The 18,842-nt window shown below is 63.9% G+C and carries 16 protein-coding genes; 4 read left to right on the forward strand and 12 right to left on the reverse strand.

Annotated features, from left to right (window positions below; all coding sequences use genetic code 11):
* Positions 1-38: 38 nt before the first annotated feature.
* From ACQY6T_RS09605 to ACQY6T_RS09660, 12 genes are all read right to left on the reverse strand, one after another.
* Positions 39-302 carry a GlsB/YeaQ/YmgE family stress response membrane protein gene (locus ACQY6T_RS09605; RefSeq protein WP_428632616.1) on the reverse strand — a complete coding sequence of 88 codons (264 nt, stop codon included), beginning with the start codon at positions 300-302 and terminating at the stop codon, positions 39-41.
* A gap of 1,021 nt (positions 303-1,323) precedes the next feature.
* A complete protein-coding gene (locus ACQY6T_RS09610; protein WP_428630564.1) occupies positions 1,324-2,472 on the reverse strand; it encodes a DUF2853 family protein in 1,149 nt (382 codons plus the stop codon).
* 137 nt (positions 2,473-2,609) lie between these two features.
* Positions 2,610-3,599 carry a quinolinate synthase NadA gene (gene nadA / locus ACQY6T_RS09615; protein ID WP_428630565.1) on the reverse strand — a complete coding sequence of 330 codons (990 nt, stop codon included), beginning with the start codon at positions 3,597-3,599 and terminating at the stop codon, positions 2,610-2,612.
* A 98-nt stretch (positions 3,600-3,697) separates the two neighbouring features.
* Entirely contained in the window at positions 3,698-4,468 is a 771-nt protein-coding gene (locus ACQY6T_RS09620; protein WP_428630566.1) for a hypothetical protein, read from the reverse strand.
* 64 nt (positions 4,469-4,532) lie between these two features.
* The gene (locus tag ACQY6T_RS09625; RefSeq protein WP_428630567.1) at positions 4,533-5,180 is read right to left on the reverse strand and encodes a DUF4230 domain-containing protein; all 648 of its coding nucleotides are present in this window, start codon (positions 5,178-5,180) and stop codon (positions 4,533-4,535) included.
* Entirely contained in the window at positions 5,177-5,920 is a 744-nt protein-coding gene (locus tag ACQY6T_RS09630) for a hypothetical protein (RefSeq protein WP_428630568.1), read from the reverse strand. The genes ACQY6T_RS09625 and ACQY6T_RS09630 overlap by 4 nt, the downstream gene beginning before the upstream one ends.
* A 42-nt stretch (positions 5,921-5,962) precedes the next feature.
* Positions 5,963-6,880, reverse strand: coding sequence for an MBL fold metallo-hydrolase (locus ACQY6T_RS09635; RefSeq protein WP_428630569.1), 918 nt, complete (start codon positions 6,878-6,880; stop codon positions 5,963-5,965).
* A gap of 190 nt (positions 6,881-7,070) precedes the next feature.
* Positions 7,071-8,771 carry a M56 family metallopeptidase gene (locus ACQY6T_RS09640; protein WP_428630570.1) on the reverse strand — a complete coding sequence of 567 codons (1,701 nt, stop codon included), beginning with the start codon at positions 8,769-8,771 and terminating at the stop codon, positions 7,071-7,073.
* On the reverse strand, positions 8,768-9,136 hold the full coding sequence (locus tag ACQY6T_RS09645) for a BlaI/MecI/CopY family transcriptional regulator (protein WP_428630571.1): 369 nt from the start codon (positions 9,134-9,136) through the stop codon (positions 8,768-8,770). Before ACQY6T_RS09645 ends, ACQY6T_RS09640 begins: the two co-directional genes overlap by 4 nt.
* A 579-nt stretch (positions 9,137-9,715) precedes the next feature.
* On the reverse strand, positions 9,716-10,045 hold the full coding sequence (gene grxD / locus ACQY6T_RS09650; RefSeq protein WP_428630572.1) for a Grx4 family monothiol glutaredoxin: 330 nt from the start codon (positions 10,043-10,045) through the stop codon (positions 9,716-9,718).
* 47 nt (positions 10,046-10,092) lie between these two features.
* Entirely contained in the window at positions 10,093-10,326 is a 234-nt protein-coding gene (locus ACQY6T_RS09655; protein ID WP_428630573.1) for a BolA family protein, read from the reverse strand.
* A 4-nt stretch (positions 10,327-10,330) separates the two neighbouring features.
* Entirely contained in the window at positions 10,331-10,657 is a 327-nt protein-coding gene (locus ACQY6T_RS09660) for a DUF1476 domain-containing protein (protein WP_428630574.1), read from the reverse strand.
* A 221-nt stretch (positions 10,658-10,878) separates the two neighbouring features.
* On the opposite strand from ACQY6T_RS09660, the gene ACQY6T_RS09665 reads away from it, so the two are divergent.
* From ACQY6T_RS09665 to ACQY6T_RS09680, 4 genes are all read left to right on the forward strand, one after another.
* A complete protein-coding gene (locus tag ACQY6T_RS09665; RefSeq protein ID WP_428630575.1) occupies positions 10,879-13,980 on the forward strand; it encodes a CHAT domain-containing protein in 3,102 nt (1,033 codons plus the stop codon).
* A 4-nt stretch (positions 13,981-13,984) separates the two neighbouring features.
* Positions 13,985-16,072 (forward strand): CHASE2 domain-containing protein, encoded by a 2,088-nt coding sequence (locus tag ACQY6T_RS09670; protein WP_428630576.1) that lies wholly within the window; start codon positions 13,985-13,987, stop codon positions 16,070-16,072.
* Positions 16,059-16,817, forward strand: a complete 759-nt coding sequence (locus tag ACQY6T_RS09675; protein ID WP_428630577.1) for a hypothetical protein — start codon at positions 16,059-16,061, stop codon at positions 16,815-16,817. Before ACQY6T_RS09670 ends, ACQY6T_RS09675 begins: the two co-directional genes overlap by 14 nt.
* A gap of 187 nt (positions 16,818-17,004) precedes the next feature.
* A complete protein-coding gene (locus ACQY6T_RS09680; protein ID WP_428630578.1) occupies positions 17,005-18,825 on the forward strand; it encodes a ShlB/FhaC/HecB family hemolysin secretion/activation protein in 1,821 nt (606 codons plus the stop codon).
* Positions 18,826-18,842 lie beyond the last annotated feature (17 nt).

Here is an 18,842-nt window from a genome sequence, read left to right on the forward strand (position 1 = left end):
CAGCGATGCAACCCCGCACCGCTGCCACCCGATTTTCCTTAACGCACGCTGCCGCGGCGGATCAGATTGATGATGCCCAACAGGACGACCGCACCGATGAAGGCCCAGAGCAGCCCGATCGGGCTGAAGGTGTCAAGGCTGGCACCCATGCCGAAAAAGCTACCGAGGAAGTTGCCGAGGAACGCGCCGACGATGCCGACAACGACGTTCAAGATGATGCCCTGTTGTGCGTCGGTGCGCATGACGATGCTCGCCAGCCAACCGATGACACCGCCGACAATCAAAGTGATGATCAAGCCCATGATATTCCCTTCCTGTACCGCCGGACAAACGCAGATAGCCGGCCGCAGATATAAACGTCCGGTCGCGCCCAGACATCGTTTCAACGATGCCGACATAATGCGGAGAACAGGCGAAAGGTTCCCGGCCGGTCGCGAACGACGCGGCCGGGAAAGTGGGATCAGTTCCAGATCAAGAACTGCTCCGGGTCGCAAGGTTGCTGTTAAGCAGGCGCGTTTGACGGCGATGTGACGGACGTCACAGGACTTGAAATAAATGTTGAGAACGCTCGCGCATATTGGGCGGCACAGCGCGTTGCGCCCACGCGAGAGGCGGGTTGCGCCCACGCGAAATGGGGGCCGACATCGCTGCCAACCCCCACTATCCGGCTTTGCCCCACATACTCCGCCTCACGTCATCCCGGTCCGCTTCTCTTGCGATCAGCAGCCCGCAAAACGATGCGTTGCGGCGCATGCCGGAACAATCCGGCGGCGGTTTGGTCGGCCCCCTTTCGGGGGCCGGCCGCACCTGGAAAGCCCTTCATCATCTCTTCTTGCGTCCGCCGAAGCAGTCGCTGCCCAAGCGATGGACTGCATTTCCTGTACCTGATCGGGTCCGCATCAACTCGTGGGAATCGCTGCGTTCCGTGATCAAGCTATCGTTGGATTTCCTCGTAAGTCCGGTCCGTTCTCTTCTGGCTAGTCTTGCAACTACCCTTGATGTCCCGGCGGTCTTTCGTCTCCGTCTTCCGATGATTTGAAGCTGACATGAAGCGTTCGGGGCGCCAACCGAAAAACGCCCAATTGCCCTGCCTGAGCGCCAGCCGCTGTGGATAAGTCCGGCATTAGCAACAAGCAGATTCGGCGCAGCATTTTTGTAACAGCGCCGCAGCATTTTCGAATTCAATCCGCGCACCGACTCACCCGGACCACCGTCAAATAAGATCAACAATATTCTACCGAGTCGCGACTCGGCGCCCGTCGCGCGCAAAAAAAGAGCGGGGTCCGCGGACCCCGCTCCGTTGTCATAACACGCGAACGACCATCACTCTTTGACGGTCACCTCGACCCGGCGCGCCGCCGAATTGTCGGCGCCGGTTGTGGTCGTCTCCGCCGGCTTCTCCAGCACGACCTTGTCGGCCGCGATACCCAGCTTCTCGATCGCCGCCTTGACGCTCTGCGCCCGGTTTTTCGACAGCTCGGCGTTGGCGGCCGCGTTGCCCGTCGGGTCGTTATAGCCCGATACGGCCAAAGTGGCGTCGGGATTGCTTTCGAGATAGGTTTTCACCGACGATGCTGCGGTCGACAGATCGTTCGACACGACCGATTTTCCGGTATCGAAATAGACCGTCAGCATCGGTTTGCCTTCGCGATCGGCAGCGACCACGCCGGCACCCTCGGGAATTGCGGCCGGCGCGGCTGGTGCGGCTGGTGCGGCTACGCCGTCGGCTGGTACGACGGTCTCGCTGATCGCCACCTCACCGCCAGCTGGTGCAACGGCAGTCTCCTGTTTCGAACAATAGCGCAAGCCGAAGAAGAGTAGCGCCAGCACCAGCAGCGCCAGCAAAAGCCAGGGCAGCCAGCCCATGCCACCGCCAGCCTTGTCTTCGCCGCTCGAGTAAGCGGTCTGTGGCGCGACCGGCGGAGGAGTCGGGGCAACCGGCGCTGGCGCTGGCGTTGCTGCAGCGGGCGCCGCTGCCGCCGCGCCAGGCAATCCAGCCGCGGCCGCAAGCGGCGCAACCGAACCAGGCTTGTCCCCATCGGCGTCGCCTGCCTTCGCGCCGCCGTTGGTATCCACTGAGCCGCCGTCCTTCGACGATGTCATCCCTGCGAGGCCGAGAGCAGCGGCTGCTGAGCCCGATGCGCCTGCTGCGCCGCCAAAGAGCGTCAGCAGACCGAAGTGCTGCGCGAGGAGATAATAAACGGTAACGCGGTTCTTGGTCCGGTCGCCCTTCATCTGCTCGCCGACCTCGGCGATCGCCGCGTCGAGCGTCGCGTCGTCATGGGTCAGCCCTAATTTCTTTTTCAGGAAATTCTGGCGAACGCGGTCGGTTTCCGTTTTGTCACTAAAAGAAACGAGCGAGGAATCGCGGTTCCTGAGCGCAATGCCAAGATAAGAGACGATCTTCGAAACCACCGCTTCGTCGGCGTCTGCGACATATTTCCTGACATCTGCCAGCCAATCTTCTGCCATGCGACCATGCTCCTACCCAGGGCGGAGAAATTCGCCGTTCAGCGCTCACCGGGGGGCGAGACTCGCGCCTTAGATGTCGGAACTTATATTATTTTCCGGGAATGCAACACCGCAGGTAAACCGGCCGTGAGAGCGAGCTAGCGTTGGCCCAAATCGCCCTTGCCGATCGTCCCAGAAGCCATCTCGAGCATCCGGTCGAGGCTCTTGCGCGCGGAAATCCGCAAGCCTTCCTCCATTTCGATCTGCGGCTTCAGGTCGCGCAGCGCGATGTAGAGCTTTTCCATCGTGTTGAGCGCCATGTACGGACAGATGTTGCAGTTGCAGTTGCCGTCGGCCCCGGGAGCACCGATGAAGGTCTTTTCGGGGATCGCCAGCTCCATCTGGTGGATGATGTGCGGCTCGGTCGCGACGATCAGCGTGTCGCCCGGAAAGGTCTTGGCGAATTGCAGGATGCCGCTGGTCGACCCGACATAATCGGCATGATCGACGATATGCGGCGGACATTCGGGATGCGCCGCGACCGGGGCGCCGGGGTGCTGTGCCTTCAGCTTGATGAGCTCGGTCTCGCTGAACGCTTCGTGGACAATGCACACGCCGGGCCACAACAGCATCTCGCGCCCGAATTTGCGGTTGAGATAACCGCCGAGGTGCCGGTCGGGGCCAAAGATGATCGGCTGGCTTTCGGGGATCTGGCTGATGATCGTCTCGGCGCTGGACGAGGTGACGATGATGTCGCTCAGCGCCTTCACTGCCGCCGAGCAGTTGATGTAGGTCAGCGCGATATGGTCGGGGTGCTTTTCGCGGAAACGCTTGAATTGTTCGGGCGGACAACTGTCCTCGAGGCTGCATCCAGCGTCCATGTCGGGCAGGATGACGATCTTTTCGGGGCTCAGGATCTTCGCGGTTTCCGCCATGAACTTCACACCGCAAAAGGCGATTACGTCAGCATCGGTGTCGGCGGCCTTACGCGACAGCTCAAGCGAATCGCCGACAAAATCGGCAAGGTCCTGAATCTCGGGCTTCTGGTAATAATGCGCCAGGATGACGGCGTTGCGGTCCTTGCGCAGCCGGTCGATTTCAGCGCGCAGGTCGAGGCCCGAGAGATTCTCGCGAATGGGAGCAGTCATGGCTTGTCCTTATCTGGCTTTTGCCCCCCGCCATTGGGGACCACGATTCCCCTACACCGCACACGCGGACAGGGCAATTCGCGGTATCGCGCAAACCCTTACATGGGAGGCGGCGGGGCAAAAACCAGTCCGGGCCGCGCCGCGCCGGGATGACCGGCTGTTATCCAGGCGTAAATGGCATCGCCAAGCGGCGAAAAGGCGATCAGGCTCGACAATGCGGCTGCGCCGACGATCGCCGCCATGCCCCACCACCAGGCGGGATGGACCCGTCCATCGCGGCGCCAGTCGCGCATCGCGCCGGCCAGCGGAAACAACAAGCCGCAGCCAAATGCCGCATACCAGGCATAGGGAATGAGCAGCGGCATTGGCAGCAGCCGCCCGAACGCCGGCCCCATGATGGCGGACGTCGCGCATATCTGCAGGCGCATGTGCCAGTCGCTGTGCCGGCGCAGGCGCAACGCCGCCGCAACAAGCGTACCGAAACACAGCACGCTCATCGGATTGGCGACGAGGAAATGCTGCGGCTGAAAGAAGAAAGGCGTTTTGCCGCGCTGGATGCCATCGATGATGATCGCAAAGCCGACGACGATTACCATCGCGGCCCAGATCGCGGCAAGCTGGCCCAACCGGCGGTGCAGCCCGGCGGGGCCATAAGCGGCGAGTCCGCTTTGGGCGGTGAAGATAGCGATCCAGCCCATGAGGATGACGCCGTGAACATGGACCAACGGGCGCGCCGAAAAGCTGGAACGCCCCATCAGCCACTGCGTCGAAAAGCCCGCGACGACGAACGCCGCCATAACGAGAGCGGTGTGGAAATAGAAAGTGTCCCGTTCCGCCGATCGTGGCGGCACCTGTGCGATCGTAGCCATGCCGTCCCCCCAGCTGGTCGATCCGCCTCCAATACCCCAAATCGTCGGCCGCGAGAAGTCGAATTCAGCCCGCCGCGTCGGCAGCGAAGCGTGCCGTCACCTTGGCTTCGATGCCCGCGGCCCTCAGCGGCATGGCGAAACTCTGTTCAACCGCCGTACGCGCCGCGCCGCGCGCAAGCCGCATCGGTGTCGTGCCCTTTGCCTGTTTGATCAGTTCGGCCTGAGCCGCCTTGCGGTTCGCGGCATCGAGCGATGCTTCAGCGTCGGTCAGCGTCAGCAATATGGCGCCGTCGCGAAATTCGCTGATCGCATTGAGATCAATTTCGGGTCCGGCAAGGCGCAGTGGCGGCAGCGTGATGGTCAGCCCATTGGTCGCCGCATCCCAATCGAGGTCCGATTGCCTGAGCTTGCCGAGGTCGAGTTCGTAGCGAACCGTGCCGGGCATGATCAGCGTCTTCTTCGCGCTCAGCCCCATCCGGCTCTGCGTCGAGGTCACCACCGCCACATAGCGGGCGGTGAACGGGACCAGGACATTCTGCTCCTGCAATCCTTGCAGGCTGGCCGCGACGACGGTTTCCGGATCATAACCCTTTTCCCAGTCACGCCAGGCAGACACCGCCCACCAGACGGCGAGCAGCAGCATGGCCGCGGCTGCGAGCAGGATCAGGCGCGGCAGCAAGCGCGGCGCGGGCGGAGCAGCGGGCGTGGTCATGGTGTGGTGTAATCCGAACAATCGGGCGCCGGGCGATCCATTTCATACCGCGACGTCGCGGGGTTGTAGCGCAGCACCCGTTGGTAACTGCACTCGGTATCTTTCCAATCGGCCAGGTCACTCTTTTTCAGCTTCTGCCCGCTGTTGTCCTCGGAGCGCCGTGACGTCTGCGGAAAAGCCGTCGCGACGCTGCGATAGGTCAGCGAAGGAAATTCGCCGCCGTCGTTCGCTGCCGCCGTCAGACTGCCTTTGAAACGATATTCGTCATGACACGCGCCGAGGCGATCTTTTCCATCCTGTTCCGAAAAACAGGCGCGGATCATCAGCGAGCTGTCCCAGACGACATCGAGCACCTCGTCGCCTAACGAAAGACGGTCGGGCGATTGGTTGAGGCGGAGCAGATGCAGGCGTCCGCCCGAACCGCCGCCGCCCGAATACATCGAACGCTCCTCGCTGATGACGCCGACAAGATATTCGCTGCGGCCGTCGCTTTCCGCTTCGGCGCCCTTTGGTACGGCGATCAGGTACGGCCACAGTCTCAACCCTTCGCCATTGCCAGGGCCGTAGGGCAGCGAGGGCGTGGTCGTGACATCGCCCGTCGTCGGAGAGGTCAGGATCAGGCTGCCCGCGATATCGGTGCCTTCCTCGACCGGCGCCATTTCGAGGCACAGGCTTTTATCGGCAAGGCAGCGCCGCTCGCCCTCGCCCGCGATCAGTTCGACGACGACGCTGTCGGTCATGGCTGCGGGTTGCGCTGCAGCGATCAGGATCGGCAAAAACATCTAGGCGAGTTCCCATTCTTCGTCATGCGCGCGGACGATCCCGCGCGTCTGAAGATCGAGAAGATGCGCAAGCACCGAGCGACCGGCGGCGCCGGTCAGGCGCGGATCCAGTCCTTTGTACATATGCTGGACCATGACGGGAATCACAGCGGCCCCCTTTTCCAGCTCGCGCAAGATCTGCCGCTCGCGCTGTTTGCGGTGGCCCAGCATGCCGCGCACCAGCTGCCGCGGCTTGGTCACGGCCGGGCCGTGCGCAGGATAATAGACGCGGTCTTCGCGGTCATACAGCTTCGACAGGCTGGCCATATAGGCCGCCATGTCGCCATCGGGCGGGCTGACAACGCTGGTCGACCACGCCATGACATGATCGCCGGTGAACAGCGCGCCACTTTCGACCAGGCCAAAGCACAGATGGTTCGAAGTGTGGCCGGGGGTGGCCACCGCCTCAAGCGTCCAGCCGTCGCCCGACAGGCGCTCGCCGTCGGCCAGCACGCGGTCGGGCGCATAGTCAGGATCAAAGGCGGAGTCGGCGCGCGGACCGTCGTCGCGCAGCGCTAACGGGGAACAGCCGATGATCGGAGCGCCCGTCGCCTCCTTCAGCGGCGCCGCAGCCGGGCTGTGGTCGCGGTGGGTGTGGGTACACAGGATCGCGGCGACGCGCGCATCGCCAACCGCGCGCAGGATCGCGTCGACATGGCCCGTGCCGTTGGCGTCCGGCGGATCGCCGATGCTCATCCCCGATCCGGTCGGGCCGGGATCGATCACCGCGACGTCGCTCCCCGCGCCGACGATCCACGTCTGCGTGCCGGTGAAGGTATAGGGTGACGGGTTGGGCGCGAGCACGCGTCGAACCAGCGGTTCATGCTGTTCGCAATCGCCAGCGTGGATGCTGTCGGGCCAGGGCTTGTCCTCGTTCATGCACGCAATGTGGCATTGCGGGGAGCGGAACGAAAGAGGTAGCGGCTATCATTTGGCAACAACGACCAGATTTGACCGTTCCCCTCCCCGGCGAACCTCACACGAAAAAGGGAGCAGTCGCCCGCTCCCTTTCCCCGCCCCTGCCGCCAACCCCACCGGGGAGTAAGGGTCGACGTCAAGCTGCCCGGGCTCAGTTGCCCGATTTCTCGATCTCGGCGATCGCTTTCTCCAGGTCGGCGGCGACCTTCGCGCGCATATCCTCGGACATGCCGCGCGCGCGTTCACCATCGGCAAAGGCCTCGCGCGCTTTTTTGAGCGCCGACAGGCGAGCCGCGCTGCCCTCGGGCGTGTCGTTGCATGCGAAGATATGAACGCGGCTGCGGTTGTTGCCGTCGCTCTCATCGCGGTTGACGATCGTCGCAGCCCGCTTGCCGTCGACGCACTTGCCCAGGACCATCGCCTGGCCATTAACCGTCGCCCAAGCGCCATGCGGCGTCGAGGGCATGGGCCGCATCGGGGACATGGGCGGCATCGGCGGCATGGGCGCCAGCACGACACGGATGCGTTCCTTGCGCTTCGCTTCCAGCTTTTCGGCGGTCTTTTCGGCCCATTTACGTGCAGCGCTCTCTTCCTTGAGTCTCAGCTCCGCGTCGTCATTCCACAGGCGGCTCGATCCGCGGATCTGGACGTGCCGCACCCTGTCCCCGCCGTCCGCGGGAATGATCACTGCCGTCCGCGGCTTGCTCTCGGCTTCCGCATCGGCTTCGGCTTCTCCATGGCCGTCGCGGCGGAAGACGATGCGACGCACTTCGCGCGCTTTGCCAGTCTGATCAGCTTTAGCGGCGCCGCTACGTTCGGTGAAGATGATGAGCCCCGGGGAGTCGGGCGCCTCTGGCGGGCCCAAGGGTTTGGCCGGCGGCTCCGGCGGTGCAGCCTCATCGACCGGGTGCACCATGGCAGAAGCGATCCCCGCCGGAACCAGCGTCGCGGTCGTCGTCAGCACCGCCAACGTCGCGCCGCCAATCAGCAGTCGGCCCGCCAGCCCGCGCTGTTTCGAAATATCCCTCCGCATCAACATTGTCAGCCTCTCCTGCAAATTGTCATGAACCGCCATCGGCGCCGCGAGCGACAGCCGCGTTCCAACGGCGGCCTTGGCGATCGCGGTCGCATAGCGCGCAGCGCGTTCGCCGCGCGCGTTCTGATCGGCCATCATCAGCACGCGCGCGTCGCACGCCGCTTCCTGGTCGAAGCGAAAGGCACGGATTGCGCGCCACGCAAGCGGATTGAACCATTGCGACGCGAGCAGCACGAGCGCCGCGGCGTTCGCCCACAGATCGCCATGACGATGGTGTGCCAGCTCATGATCGACCGCCAGCGCGCGCTCGTCGGCGGCATAGCGGGCAAAGAAATCCTGCGGCACGGCGATGACACGGTGCAACAGCCCAAAAGCGACCGGGCCGTCGACCGCGTCGGTCATCACCAGCCGGATCCGGCCGATCGATTGAAGCTCGACCGCTCCGGCCAGGACGGCGGCGCGGAAGCGGCGGTGCGACAGCAACGCCACCCCGAGCACCGCGATCATGCCAATCGCCCACAGGACAAAGACATAAGGCATGGCATCGGCGAGCGACCATGCCGGGGGCGCAGGTGCCGTCATCGGCGCATCAACGGCGACCATCATCATCTCGACGGCATCGGGCGTCGCAACGGGATCGGCAAAAGGCATCGGCGGCAAAATCAGCCGTAGTGCCGGGATCAACCACAAGATGTACGCCAGCCGCGGGCCGAATTGACGCGCAAAGGGTTTGCGCACCAGCAGTACCGCCAGGACGAGCAGCGCGGTGGTGATCAGCGTGTCGCTCCACACCTGCATCCACGTCGCGGCGCTCATGACTTGAGTTTCCGCAGCAAGGCCTCGATTTCGGCGATGTCGGTGTCGGTCAGCGCCTCGCGATCGGCAAGGTGCGCGATCAGCGGGCTGACGCGGCCGCCGAACAGGCGATCGACGAACCGCTGCGATTCCTCGCCGACGGCGTCGGCGCGTTCGATCGCGGGACTATAGAGGAACCGGCGGCCGTCGGCCACCGCGGTCACCGCGCCCTTTTGAACCAGCCGGGCGAGCAAGGTCTTAACCGTCGCCTGCGTCCAGCCATTGGCCTTACCGATGCGGATGGTCAGATCTGCCGCTGTCTGCGGGGCGTCGTCCCACAAGGCCGACAGCACCTGCATTTCCGACTCGCTTGCTCGTTCTGCCATAAGAACCCCTCCCATCGGCATCGCTGATTTACGATACGACTACAGATGTAGTCAATAGACTGAACAGTCGATGAACGAAACTGAATGGCGAAGTGTCGGGATTTTTGACAAACGGCGAATCGGGTAAGGAATTGCTAACCACCGTGTCCCTTGCATATCCGTCCCCGCGGCGAATTGGCACGGCAATTGAATAGTATCAGATGTTCCCGAGTGTTCCGCTCACTGGAGCGGTGGGGGACATCAGTCTGGTCCCTGATGTCCCCTGCCCCCACCCGGGAAATCCCCACTTACCCCCGAGCAGACGGGGGGCGGAGCGGCCGAAAGGCCCCGCCCCCCGGAAGCTTTTTCCAGCGATTTGATGTTGGGTGGAGCGAGTCAGCTGCTGGCGGCGGGCTGCAGATATTCAATTCTTCGTCACCCTGAACTTGTTTCAGGGTCCATGGCCCGGCGGATCCTGCAAGGCCGCATGAGATCGAAGCTCCGGCCATGGATGCTGAAACAAGTTCAGCATGACGCGAATGGAGGACCGCTTCCCGCCCCAAGGCGGACGCGGGCGACACCTCTATCTGCCAGCGGGAATTACTCCGCCCGCGCCGGGATTCCGGTCATCAACGTGTGAAGCTCGCCGGCTTCCCACATTTCCATCATGATGTCGCTGCCGCCGACAAATTCGCCCTTCACATACAGCTGGGGGATCGTCGGCCAGTCCGAAAATTCCTTGATGCCCTGACGGACTTCCATGTCCTGCAACACGTCGACGGTCTCATATTCGATGCCGAGCCGGTCGAGCATCGCGATCGAGCGCGATGAAAAGCCGCATTGCGGAAAGAGCGGCGTGCCCTTCATGAACAGCAGCACGGGATGTTCGGCGACCAGCTTGGCGATGCGGTCATGGGCAGATTCGGTCATGTGAGTCTCCGGTCGGGCGCCAGCGCGCCGCAAAAAGGTTACGCCCCCTATGAAGGAACGGCAGTCGTCAATTGCAAGGCATGAAGTTCGCCGCCCATGCGCCCGCCCAAAGCGGCATAGACTGCCTTGTGCTGCGCGATACGGGTCATCCCGCGGAAAGATTCGCTGATCACATGCGCAGCATAATGATCGTTGTCGCCGGCAAGGTCGGTGATCGCGACTTCCGCATCGGGAAGGGCCGCGGCGATCATCGCCCGCAAATCATCCTCGCGCATACCCATGGGATCAGCCCTGCTTGTCCATGAACTGGCGACGCGCCTCGACAGCCTTGTCGTTCAGCGCGACGCGAATTTCGGCGTCGCTGATCTCGACCTGCGCCGCCGTGAGGTCGCCCGCGAGTTTGCGGATGACATCCTCGTCGCCGGCTTCCTCGAAATCGGCCTGGACCACCGCCTTGGCATAGGCGTCGGTTTCTTCGGGGGTCAGTCCCATGCGTTCGGCCGCCCATTCGCCGACCAACCGGTTGCGCCGCGCGGTAATGCGGAACTGCACCTCCTGATCGCGGGCAAATTGAGCCTCGAAGGCGCGTTCACGATCGTCGAATCCGCTCATAATGTCCTCACGGGTTTGAAACTGTCGTTTTGCAGATAGGTTGCGCGTCCCAAGGGTGCAAGCGACCTGTGCCGCGGACTGTGCCGCTGATCACTTCCCTTTTGCAGCCGAAGGGGTTAGGGTCCGGGTCAGGGAATGGGTCGTACCGCAGCAATGAAGACTGCGCCTTGCCGCAATCGCGTCGGCAGGGCGCCTCTAGCCTTGTGTTTGGGGGATTGGTGATGACCGTTCGACGTCCGTTTTGCCTGCCGATTCTGGCGGCGCTTGCTTTTGCAGCGCCCGGAGCGGCGCAGGCGCAGGGCAACGACCCCACGTTGCGGGACAGTTTTTCGATCGGCGACCAAGGCGGCTCGCTCTGCGCGGTGCAGGCGACGGTGCGCGATCGCGTGATCGACGGCATGTTCGACCGCGCCTGGGTCATCCTGTGCCGCGACGCCAGCCAGCCGGTCGGCACCGTCCGCATGCTGCGCGCCAGCCCTGGCGACGCCAAAGCCCGGATCGAGCGCGGCCGCGCCGACACCATTAGCTGCACCCCCGACGGGGCTTGCACGGTCAAGGACAGCAGCGTCGTGTGGCAGACGCGGATCGAAGCCGATGGAAATACCGTTTATGCCGTCGAGGGTTTCGCCGCTTATGACGACGCGCTGAATTTGGCGCTGGAATCGATCCAGCAGCGCAAGGTCGTCCCCGGCGTGATCAAGGTCGCTACCACGTCAGTGGGCGCAAACGACGGGTTCGCCCGTACGTTGGCGGGCGCAATCGACGTCGATAAGGCTCTGGCCGAGGGCTATCGGCGCAACCACAGCGGCGATTATGCCGAAGCCGCCGAATTTTTCGAAACATTGTCGCGCCGCACGCAGGGTGAGCAGGGGTCGGCTGACATCGATCCGACAGAATTCACCCTGAACCGGGCGCTGCAACGATCCAACCTCGGCGAGTTCGGTGAAGCCGAACGGCTGTTCGCCGAAGCCGAGGCGACCCCCACTAGCGACCCCGTCCAAACACGCCTGCGCCGTAACTTTCGTGCCATTCATGCCCTGAATCAGCGCGATTACGACGGAGCGGCCGAGCTGTTGCGGCGCCCCATCGCGCCGCTGACAAGTGCAGTGACCGTGGATGGCGCCAGCGTCACGCTAACCCCGACGATCGTGGCCGGGGTGAACAGCGGCAGCACCGCGCGCGCGGTGGAACAAGGTGCCGACCGTGAGCGGCTGACCCCGCTCGAACGCGCCCAGATCATCGACGCACAGGCGGTGCATCTGCTTGGCACTATCGAACGGCTGCGCGGCAACGGCGCCGCCGCCAAAACGGCGCAGCTCAAAGGCCTGTCCGATGCGCTCGCGGTTCGCGAGGGCCGTGTCACGTCGATCGTTCGCCTCCGTTCGCAGATGCTGGGCGAGCTTGCACTTGCCGAAGAATCGCTGGGCAACACCGCGGCCGCCGACGCTCGCTTTCTGGAATCGGTGAACGCGCTGGCGATCGAATATCCCGAAACCAACGCCTTGGCATCCGCGCGCGCGCGCTACGCCGCCTTTCTGACCCGCCAGGGTCATGACGACAAGGCGATCGCGATCTATCGCGAAGTCGTCACCGCGCTGGCCCAGTCGCAGCGCTCGACCACCGGTATGGCCAATATGATGGCGCCCTATTACCGCCTGCTCGCCGCTCGTTCGGCGACCGATCCGGCCGCGATCGGCGACTTTTTCGTCGCCAGCCAGTTGCAGGTCCGCCCCGGCGTCGCCGACACCCAGGCGGTGCTGGCGCGCGAATTGTCGAGCGGCAGCGACGATGGCGCGCGGCTGTTCCGCCAAGCGACAACGTTGAACCGCGACATCGAACGCGCGCGGATTGAGGATGCGCGGCTGGCGCAGGTGCCGGTCTCGCCCGAAATCAACGCCCTGCGTGCCGACCTCAAAACCCAGCTCGACAATCTGTCCTTTCAACAATCTGAAACGATCATCGCCCTTTCGGCCTTTCCGCAATTTCGTGTCGTTTCCTCGGGCAAGCTCGACCTGACCGAACTGCAACAGGTGCTGCGCGCCGACGAAGCCTATCTGAAAATGCTCGTCGTCGGCGATTCGGTCTATGCGATGCTGATCGAACCGGGCGCCGCCCAACTGTGGAAATCGGATATCAGTGCCGCCGCGCTCGACACCGCGGTCGATACGATCCGCTCGACGATCTCGGTCGTCGAAAACGGCCGCCGCGTTACCTATCCCTTTGACGCGGCGACCGCTTACAGGCTGTATGGCCAGCTATTCAGCCCGGTCGCGGCCAAACTGCCGACCGTCGCGCACCTGATCTTTGAACCCGACGGCGCCATGCTGCGGCTGCCGATCAATCTGCTCGTGACCGCCGATACCGGCCTTGCCGCCTATGAACAGCGGTTGCTCGACCCCAACGCCGATCCGTTCGACATGCGCCAGGTCGCATGGCTTGGGCGCACGACACGTCCCAGCACAGCGGTCTCGACACTCGCCTTTCGCAACGCGCGGCAAGCGGCGCCATCGACAGCGACAAACCAATATTTCGGGCTGGGCCAGAATCTGCCGGTGGGCGGAACGACCCTGCCATCGCTTGGCAATCGCGGCGCGGCAGTCGCCGGCATCGACGGCGATTGCCAATGGGATGTGTCCCAATGGGCGCGGCCGATTTCTGCCGACGAACTCGTCACCGCGCGCAATGCCATGGGACGCGACGCCGCGACGCTGCTGACCGGCGGCGCCTTCACCGACAATGCGGTGAAAAGCCGCACCGACCTGAATAATTATCGCATCATCCATTTCGCGACGCACGGCCTGGTCACCGCGCCGCGCTCCACCTGCCCCGCACGCCCGGCGCTGGTCACCTCGTTCGGCGACGGCGATTCGGACGGGCTTTTGACCTTCCAGGAAATCTTCGACCTCAAGATCAACGCCGACCTTGTCATCCTGTCGGCGTGCGATACCGCAGGGGCAGCCTCGGTTGCAGCGACGCGCGAAGCCGGGCTGTCGGGCGGCGGCAATGCGCTCGACGGACTGGTGCGCAGCTTCATCGGCGCTGGCGGCCGTTCGGTCATCGCCAGCCACTGGCCCGCGCCAGACGATTTCGACGCGACGAAGCGCCTGATCGGCGGGCTGTTCGGTGCCACGCAGGGTACCAGCGTCGCCGACGCGATGTGGGGCACGCAGATGCGCTTGATGGACGATAAGCAAACCTCGCATCCCTATTATTGGGCGGGCTTCGCAATCATCGGCGACGGCGGTCAGGCGTTGCTGCACAGCGGCGCGGCGACCGCCGATGCTGCGTCCGCACAGGAAGGTGCCGGCCGCGCCGCCCGCTGATTTGATGACCGTGTCCGACACCAAAATTCCCGCGGCCGATGCAGCCGCGCCGGACGACCAGCGGCCCGCGGTCCCGCTGGGCAAGCGGGTGCGCCGGCTGGTCATGCAGCTTGGTCCGTCGCGCTTGGCCGCGACGATCCTGTTCCTGATTGTCGCAATCCTGATCGCGCGGTTCAGCTGGCAGATGCCGCTGGTCGATGCCGCCGAACGCGCGCTTTACGATGCCCGCGCGACGCTGATGGCGCCGCATGTCGAACAGGATAAACGCATCGTTCTGGTCACCTATAATGACGAGACGTTGTTCAACACCGGCATCCGCTCGCCGCTCGACCGCACCATCCTTGCCAACGCGCTGGGGAATATCGATCAAATGGGCGCCAAGGCGATCGGCATCGATATTGTCTTTGATTCGCCGCGACCCGACGACGCGGTGTTGAAAGCCCAGCTCCGCGCGATGAAGACGCCGACCTGGCTCGCCTATGCCGAACAGGCGAGCAATCCCGACACCATCTTCTACGAGCAGCAGAAATATCTGGAGGCGTATCAAGCGGACGTTGTCACCGATAAAACAAAGCCGACCAGCGTGCTGTTTCGCACCGACGACGACAGTGTCATCCGCAAATGGCCCGATCGGCCCAAAAACCTGCCTCCGCTGATGGCCAACGCGCTGGCGCCGGTCGATCCAGCACATGCGAATTATCAAGGAAATATCCGTTTTCTTGCCCCCGCTCGTGCGGCGAAAGGGCAGGAGGAAAAAGTCTTTTCCAATATTCCCATCGATAGCTTTGCCATTCCGATGGACGAAGAAACGCGTGCGGCCTTTGCCGAGGGTGTAAAGGGCCGTTACGTCCTGATCGGCGGCGACGTCATCGACAACGATCAATTCAACACGCCTTTTAGCCGCTTTCAGGACGCAATTACCGGCCAGCACAAGACAATGATCGGACTGGAAGTTCACGCGCATATGCTGGCGCAGCAACTCGACAACGCCTGGTCGCGGCCGTTGTCCAGCCCGGTGCTGTGGATACTCGCGATCCTGATCATACTCGCCGGCGGGCTGACCAGCCTGATCGACATGCGGGCGCGCTGGGTTGCCGTCGCTTTCCTTGGGCAGATGGCCTTTTTCATCGCCTTCCCTTTCTGGTTACAGGGCAAGGGCGTCGACACCACCACCCTGCCGACCTTTGGCTGGGCCATCGGCTGGCTGTTCGGATATGCCACGGTCGGCACCGCAGCGCGGACCGTCGGCTCCAGTCAGCGCGCCTTTGCCCAGTCGGCGCTTGGCAAATATCTGCCCGCCGACGTCGCGGCGCAGATCATGCGCGACCCCGACCAGCTGTCGCTGCACGGCGAGCGGCGCAACATCTTTTGCGTGTTTACCGACTTGGAGGGCTTCACCAAGCTTAGCCACGCGACGACGCCGGAAACCGTGGCGCGCCTGCTCAACGCCTATCTCGACCGATTGTCCGACATCGTGCTGCAACATGGCGGCACGATCGACAAATTCGTCGGCGATGCCATCGTCGCGTTCTGGGGCGCGCCGCTCAGCCGGCCCGACGACGGGCCGCGGGCAGCCGCTGCGGCGATTGCCTTGTACGAAGCAGGCGAAAAGTTCCGCACCGACCTGGCTGAAGGCGTGCCGCCGCTAGGCATGACCCGCGTCGGACTGCATGTCGGCGACGCGATTGTCGGCAATTTCGGCGGCGAAGGGCGAATTCAATACACCGCGCTGGGCGACAGCATGAACACCGCCTCGCGGCTGGAGGCGGCGAACAAGGGGATCAAGACCGGCGTCCTGATCTCGGCCGAGGCGGCGTCGCGCGCGGAACGTGACGATCTGGTCCCGATGGGTCGGGTGACGCTGCGCGGCCGCGCCCAGCCCGTCGATGTGTTCACCCCGCGGCCCGACATTGACCCAGAACGACGCGCCCGCATCGCGGCACTTGTCGATGCGCACACAACGGGCGATAAAAATGCCTATGTGATGGGCGCCACAGCGTTGGCCACCGAATTTAGTCAGGATGCAGCCATCATGTTCCTGATAGAACGCCTGAACACTACCAAAAAAGGAGAAAGCTATGTCCTTTCCTGACTTCCGGAGGCGCCGCCTTGGCCTCACTGCTGCTGCCGCCGTCATGGCGGTGGCTGTCGTCGGCACCGCTGCGGCGCAATCGATGGTAGTCCGTTCGACCGGGCCGTCGGCACCCAAATATCCGACCGGCGCCAAGCTGAAATCGAGCGACAAGCTGACGCTGGTTTCGGGTGACAAGGTTGTGTTGATGCAGGCGGGCAAGACGCGCACCCTGTCCGGCCCTGGCACCTTTGGCGCCAGCGGCACGATCCAGACCAGCCAGTCGATGAGCGGCACCGTCACACGCATGCTCGCCAAGGGACCGACGACGCGGTCACGCGGCGGATTTTCGCGCGGGCCCGGCGATACCGCACCGGTCGATGCGCGCGCGCCCAATCTTTGGCTCCTGGACTACCGTGAAAGCGGCACCTTTTGCGTCGCCAATCCGGCCACGCTGATGCTGTGGCGACCCAATATGGAGGGCGATACCGCGCTGGAGATCGAGAGCGCCGGCAAAAAATCGACCGTTGCGATCGTCGACGGCGCCAATTTTCGTAAATGGCCGACCGATGTGCTGCCGGTACAATATGGCGTCGACTATCGCCTGTCGGGCGGCGGCCTCGCCGCGCCGGTAACGGTACGCTTTACCGCGCTGGAAAATGCCCCCGACACGGTCGAGGGATCGGTCGATATGCTGATGGCAAAGGGCTGCGCGCCGCAGCTCAACCGACTGGTCGATGCGATGTCGGAAGCCGAAGCGAGTTGAGGTGAACGGATTCGACCGGGCATTGAACCCGGTCGAGCCATCTGATACAAATCAGGCGAAAATCTGCCGACACAACATCGGCAGAACCTTTCCTTGGGTCGAAAAATTCGCGCTGCCGATCTCCGGCAGAGCTTTATGAATTTCCGCACCGCGATTTCGCGGCCGCGCTCGTACTTAAGGGGTGGTGATGATTACGGGGGATCTGGGATATATTGCGCGCGTGCGGCCGAAACGGGCTGCGCTGCGCCGGGCCTTGACTGGCTCGGCGGCGCTGGTCGCGGTCGCGATACCCGCCGCGGCGCTGGCGCAGGCCACCCCGCAAATCCCGACCCGCGAGGAAATCCAGCAACCGACACTGGCGCCGGTGACCCCGCCTACTGAACAGGTGGTGTCCGCCGAGGATGGCATCGAACGCGCGCCCTGCCCGCTCGCCAATCCCGAATTCGCCAATGTCCGCATCACGCTGAAGGGCGTCGAATTTTCGAGCGTCGAGGGCATTGATAATGCGATGCTGGCGTCCAGCTGGTCCGATCGCGTCGGGCAGGATCTGCCGATCTCCGTCGTCTGCGACATTCGCGATCGCGCTGCAACACTGCTGCGCTCCAAAGGCTATCTGGCGGCGGTCCGCGTGCCGCCACAGACGATCGACGACGGCGTCGTGCGGCTCGACATTCTGGCGGCGCGCATGTCGCGGATCGAGGTGCGCGGCGATGCCGGTGCCAACGAACCGCTGTTGCAACGTTATCTTTCGCGCCTCGACGACCAGCCGGTGTTCAACATCATTGATGCCGAGCGCTACCTGCTCCTCGCGCGCGATATTCCGGGGCTGGATGCGCGGCTGACGCTGCGCCCCGGCAGCGCGCCGGGCGAAGTGGTCGGCGAAGTTACCGTGGCGCGCACCCCGGTTCTGTTCGATTTCAACGCCCAGAATTTCGGCTCACGCGACGTCGGGCGCTGGGGCGGCGTGGCCCGCGTCCGCTTTGCCGGGCTGACGGGAATGGGCGACCTGACCACTGCCAGCTTCTATTCGACCCCCGATTTCGACGAGCAGCAAGTCGTCCAGCTGGCGCACGAATTCCGCGTCGGCGGCGAGGGGCTGCGCTTCGGCGCCAGCTACACCTATGCGTGGACGCGCCCGGACATCGCAGCGTTTCCGATCAAGTCGAAAACACAGATCGCCAGCCTGTTTGCGTCCTATCCGGTCACGCTGACGCAGGCGCGGCGTCTGACGATTGGCGGCGGGCTCGACCTGATCGATCAGGACATCGGGCTGGGCGGCGTGCCGATCAACCGCGACCGCTTGCGCGTGTTCAACCTCCGCGCCGATGCCAGCTGGATCGATCCCGCATCGGTCGCCGGCCGCAGCGGCTTCAGCCCCAGCGAACCACGCTGGGCGCTGTCAACCTCGCTCGAAGCGCGGCAAGGCGCCAGCTTCCTGGGCGCCAGCGATGACTGCGGCCCCGGCGGCGCGACCTGTTTCCTGCCGGGCGCGGTGCCGCTGACCCGCGTCGAGGGCAAGCCCGACGCGTTTCTGCTCCGCGCCAATGCGCTCGCCGAGTGGCGGCCTCACAAGCTGTTCACCCTGTCTGCTGCGCCGCGCGCGCAATGGGCGAGCGATCCGCTCCTCGCCTATGAAGAATTTTCGGGCGGCAACTTCACCGTCGGGCGCGGCTTCGATCCCGGCACGATCATCGGCGACAGCGGCGTCGGCGTCGCGCTGGAGGCGCGCTACGGCTCGTTTGTCCCCGCCAACACCAAGGCGTTCGCGATCCAGCCGTTCGCCTTTTTCGATGCGGCGTGGGTGTGGAACAAGGACAGCGCGTTCGACGGTCTCGACCCGCAAAAGCTGTATTCAGCCGGCGGCGGCTTCCGTGTCGCTTATGGCGACGTCGCGCGCGTCGACGTGACAATGGCGGTGCCGCTCAATCGCGGCGGCTTCCTGACGCAAAAGCCCGATCCAAGGCTGCTGGTGTCGCTGACGACCCAATTTGGCGTGAAGGCGCGCTGACCCATGACGACCACATC

Source organism: Sphingopyxis sp. (assembly GCF_965279725.1).
In the GTDB taxonomy this organism is placed as follows: Bacteria; Pseudomonadota; Alphaproteobacteria; order Sphingomonadales; family Sphingomonadaceae; genus Sphingopyxis.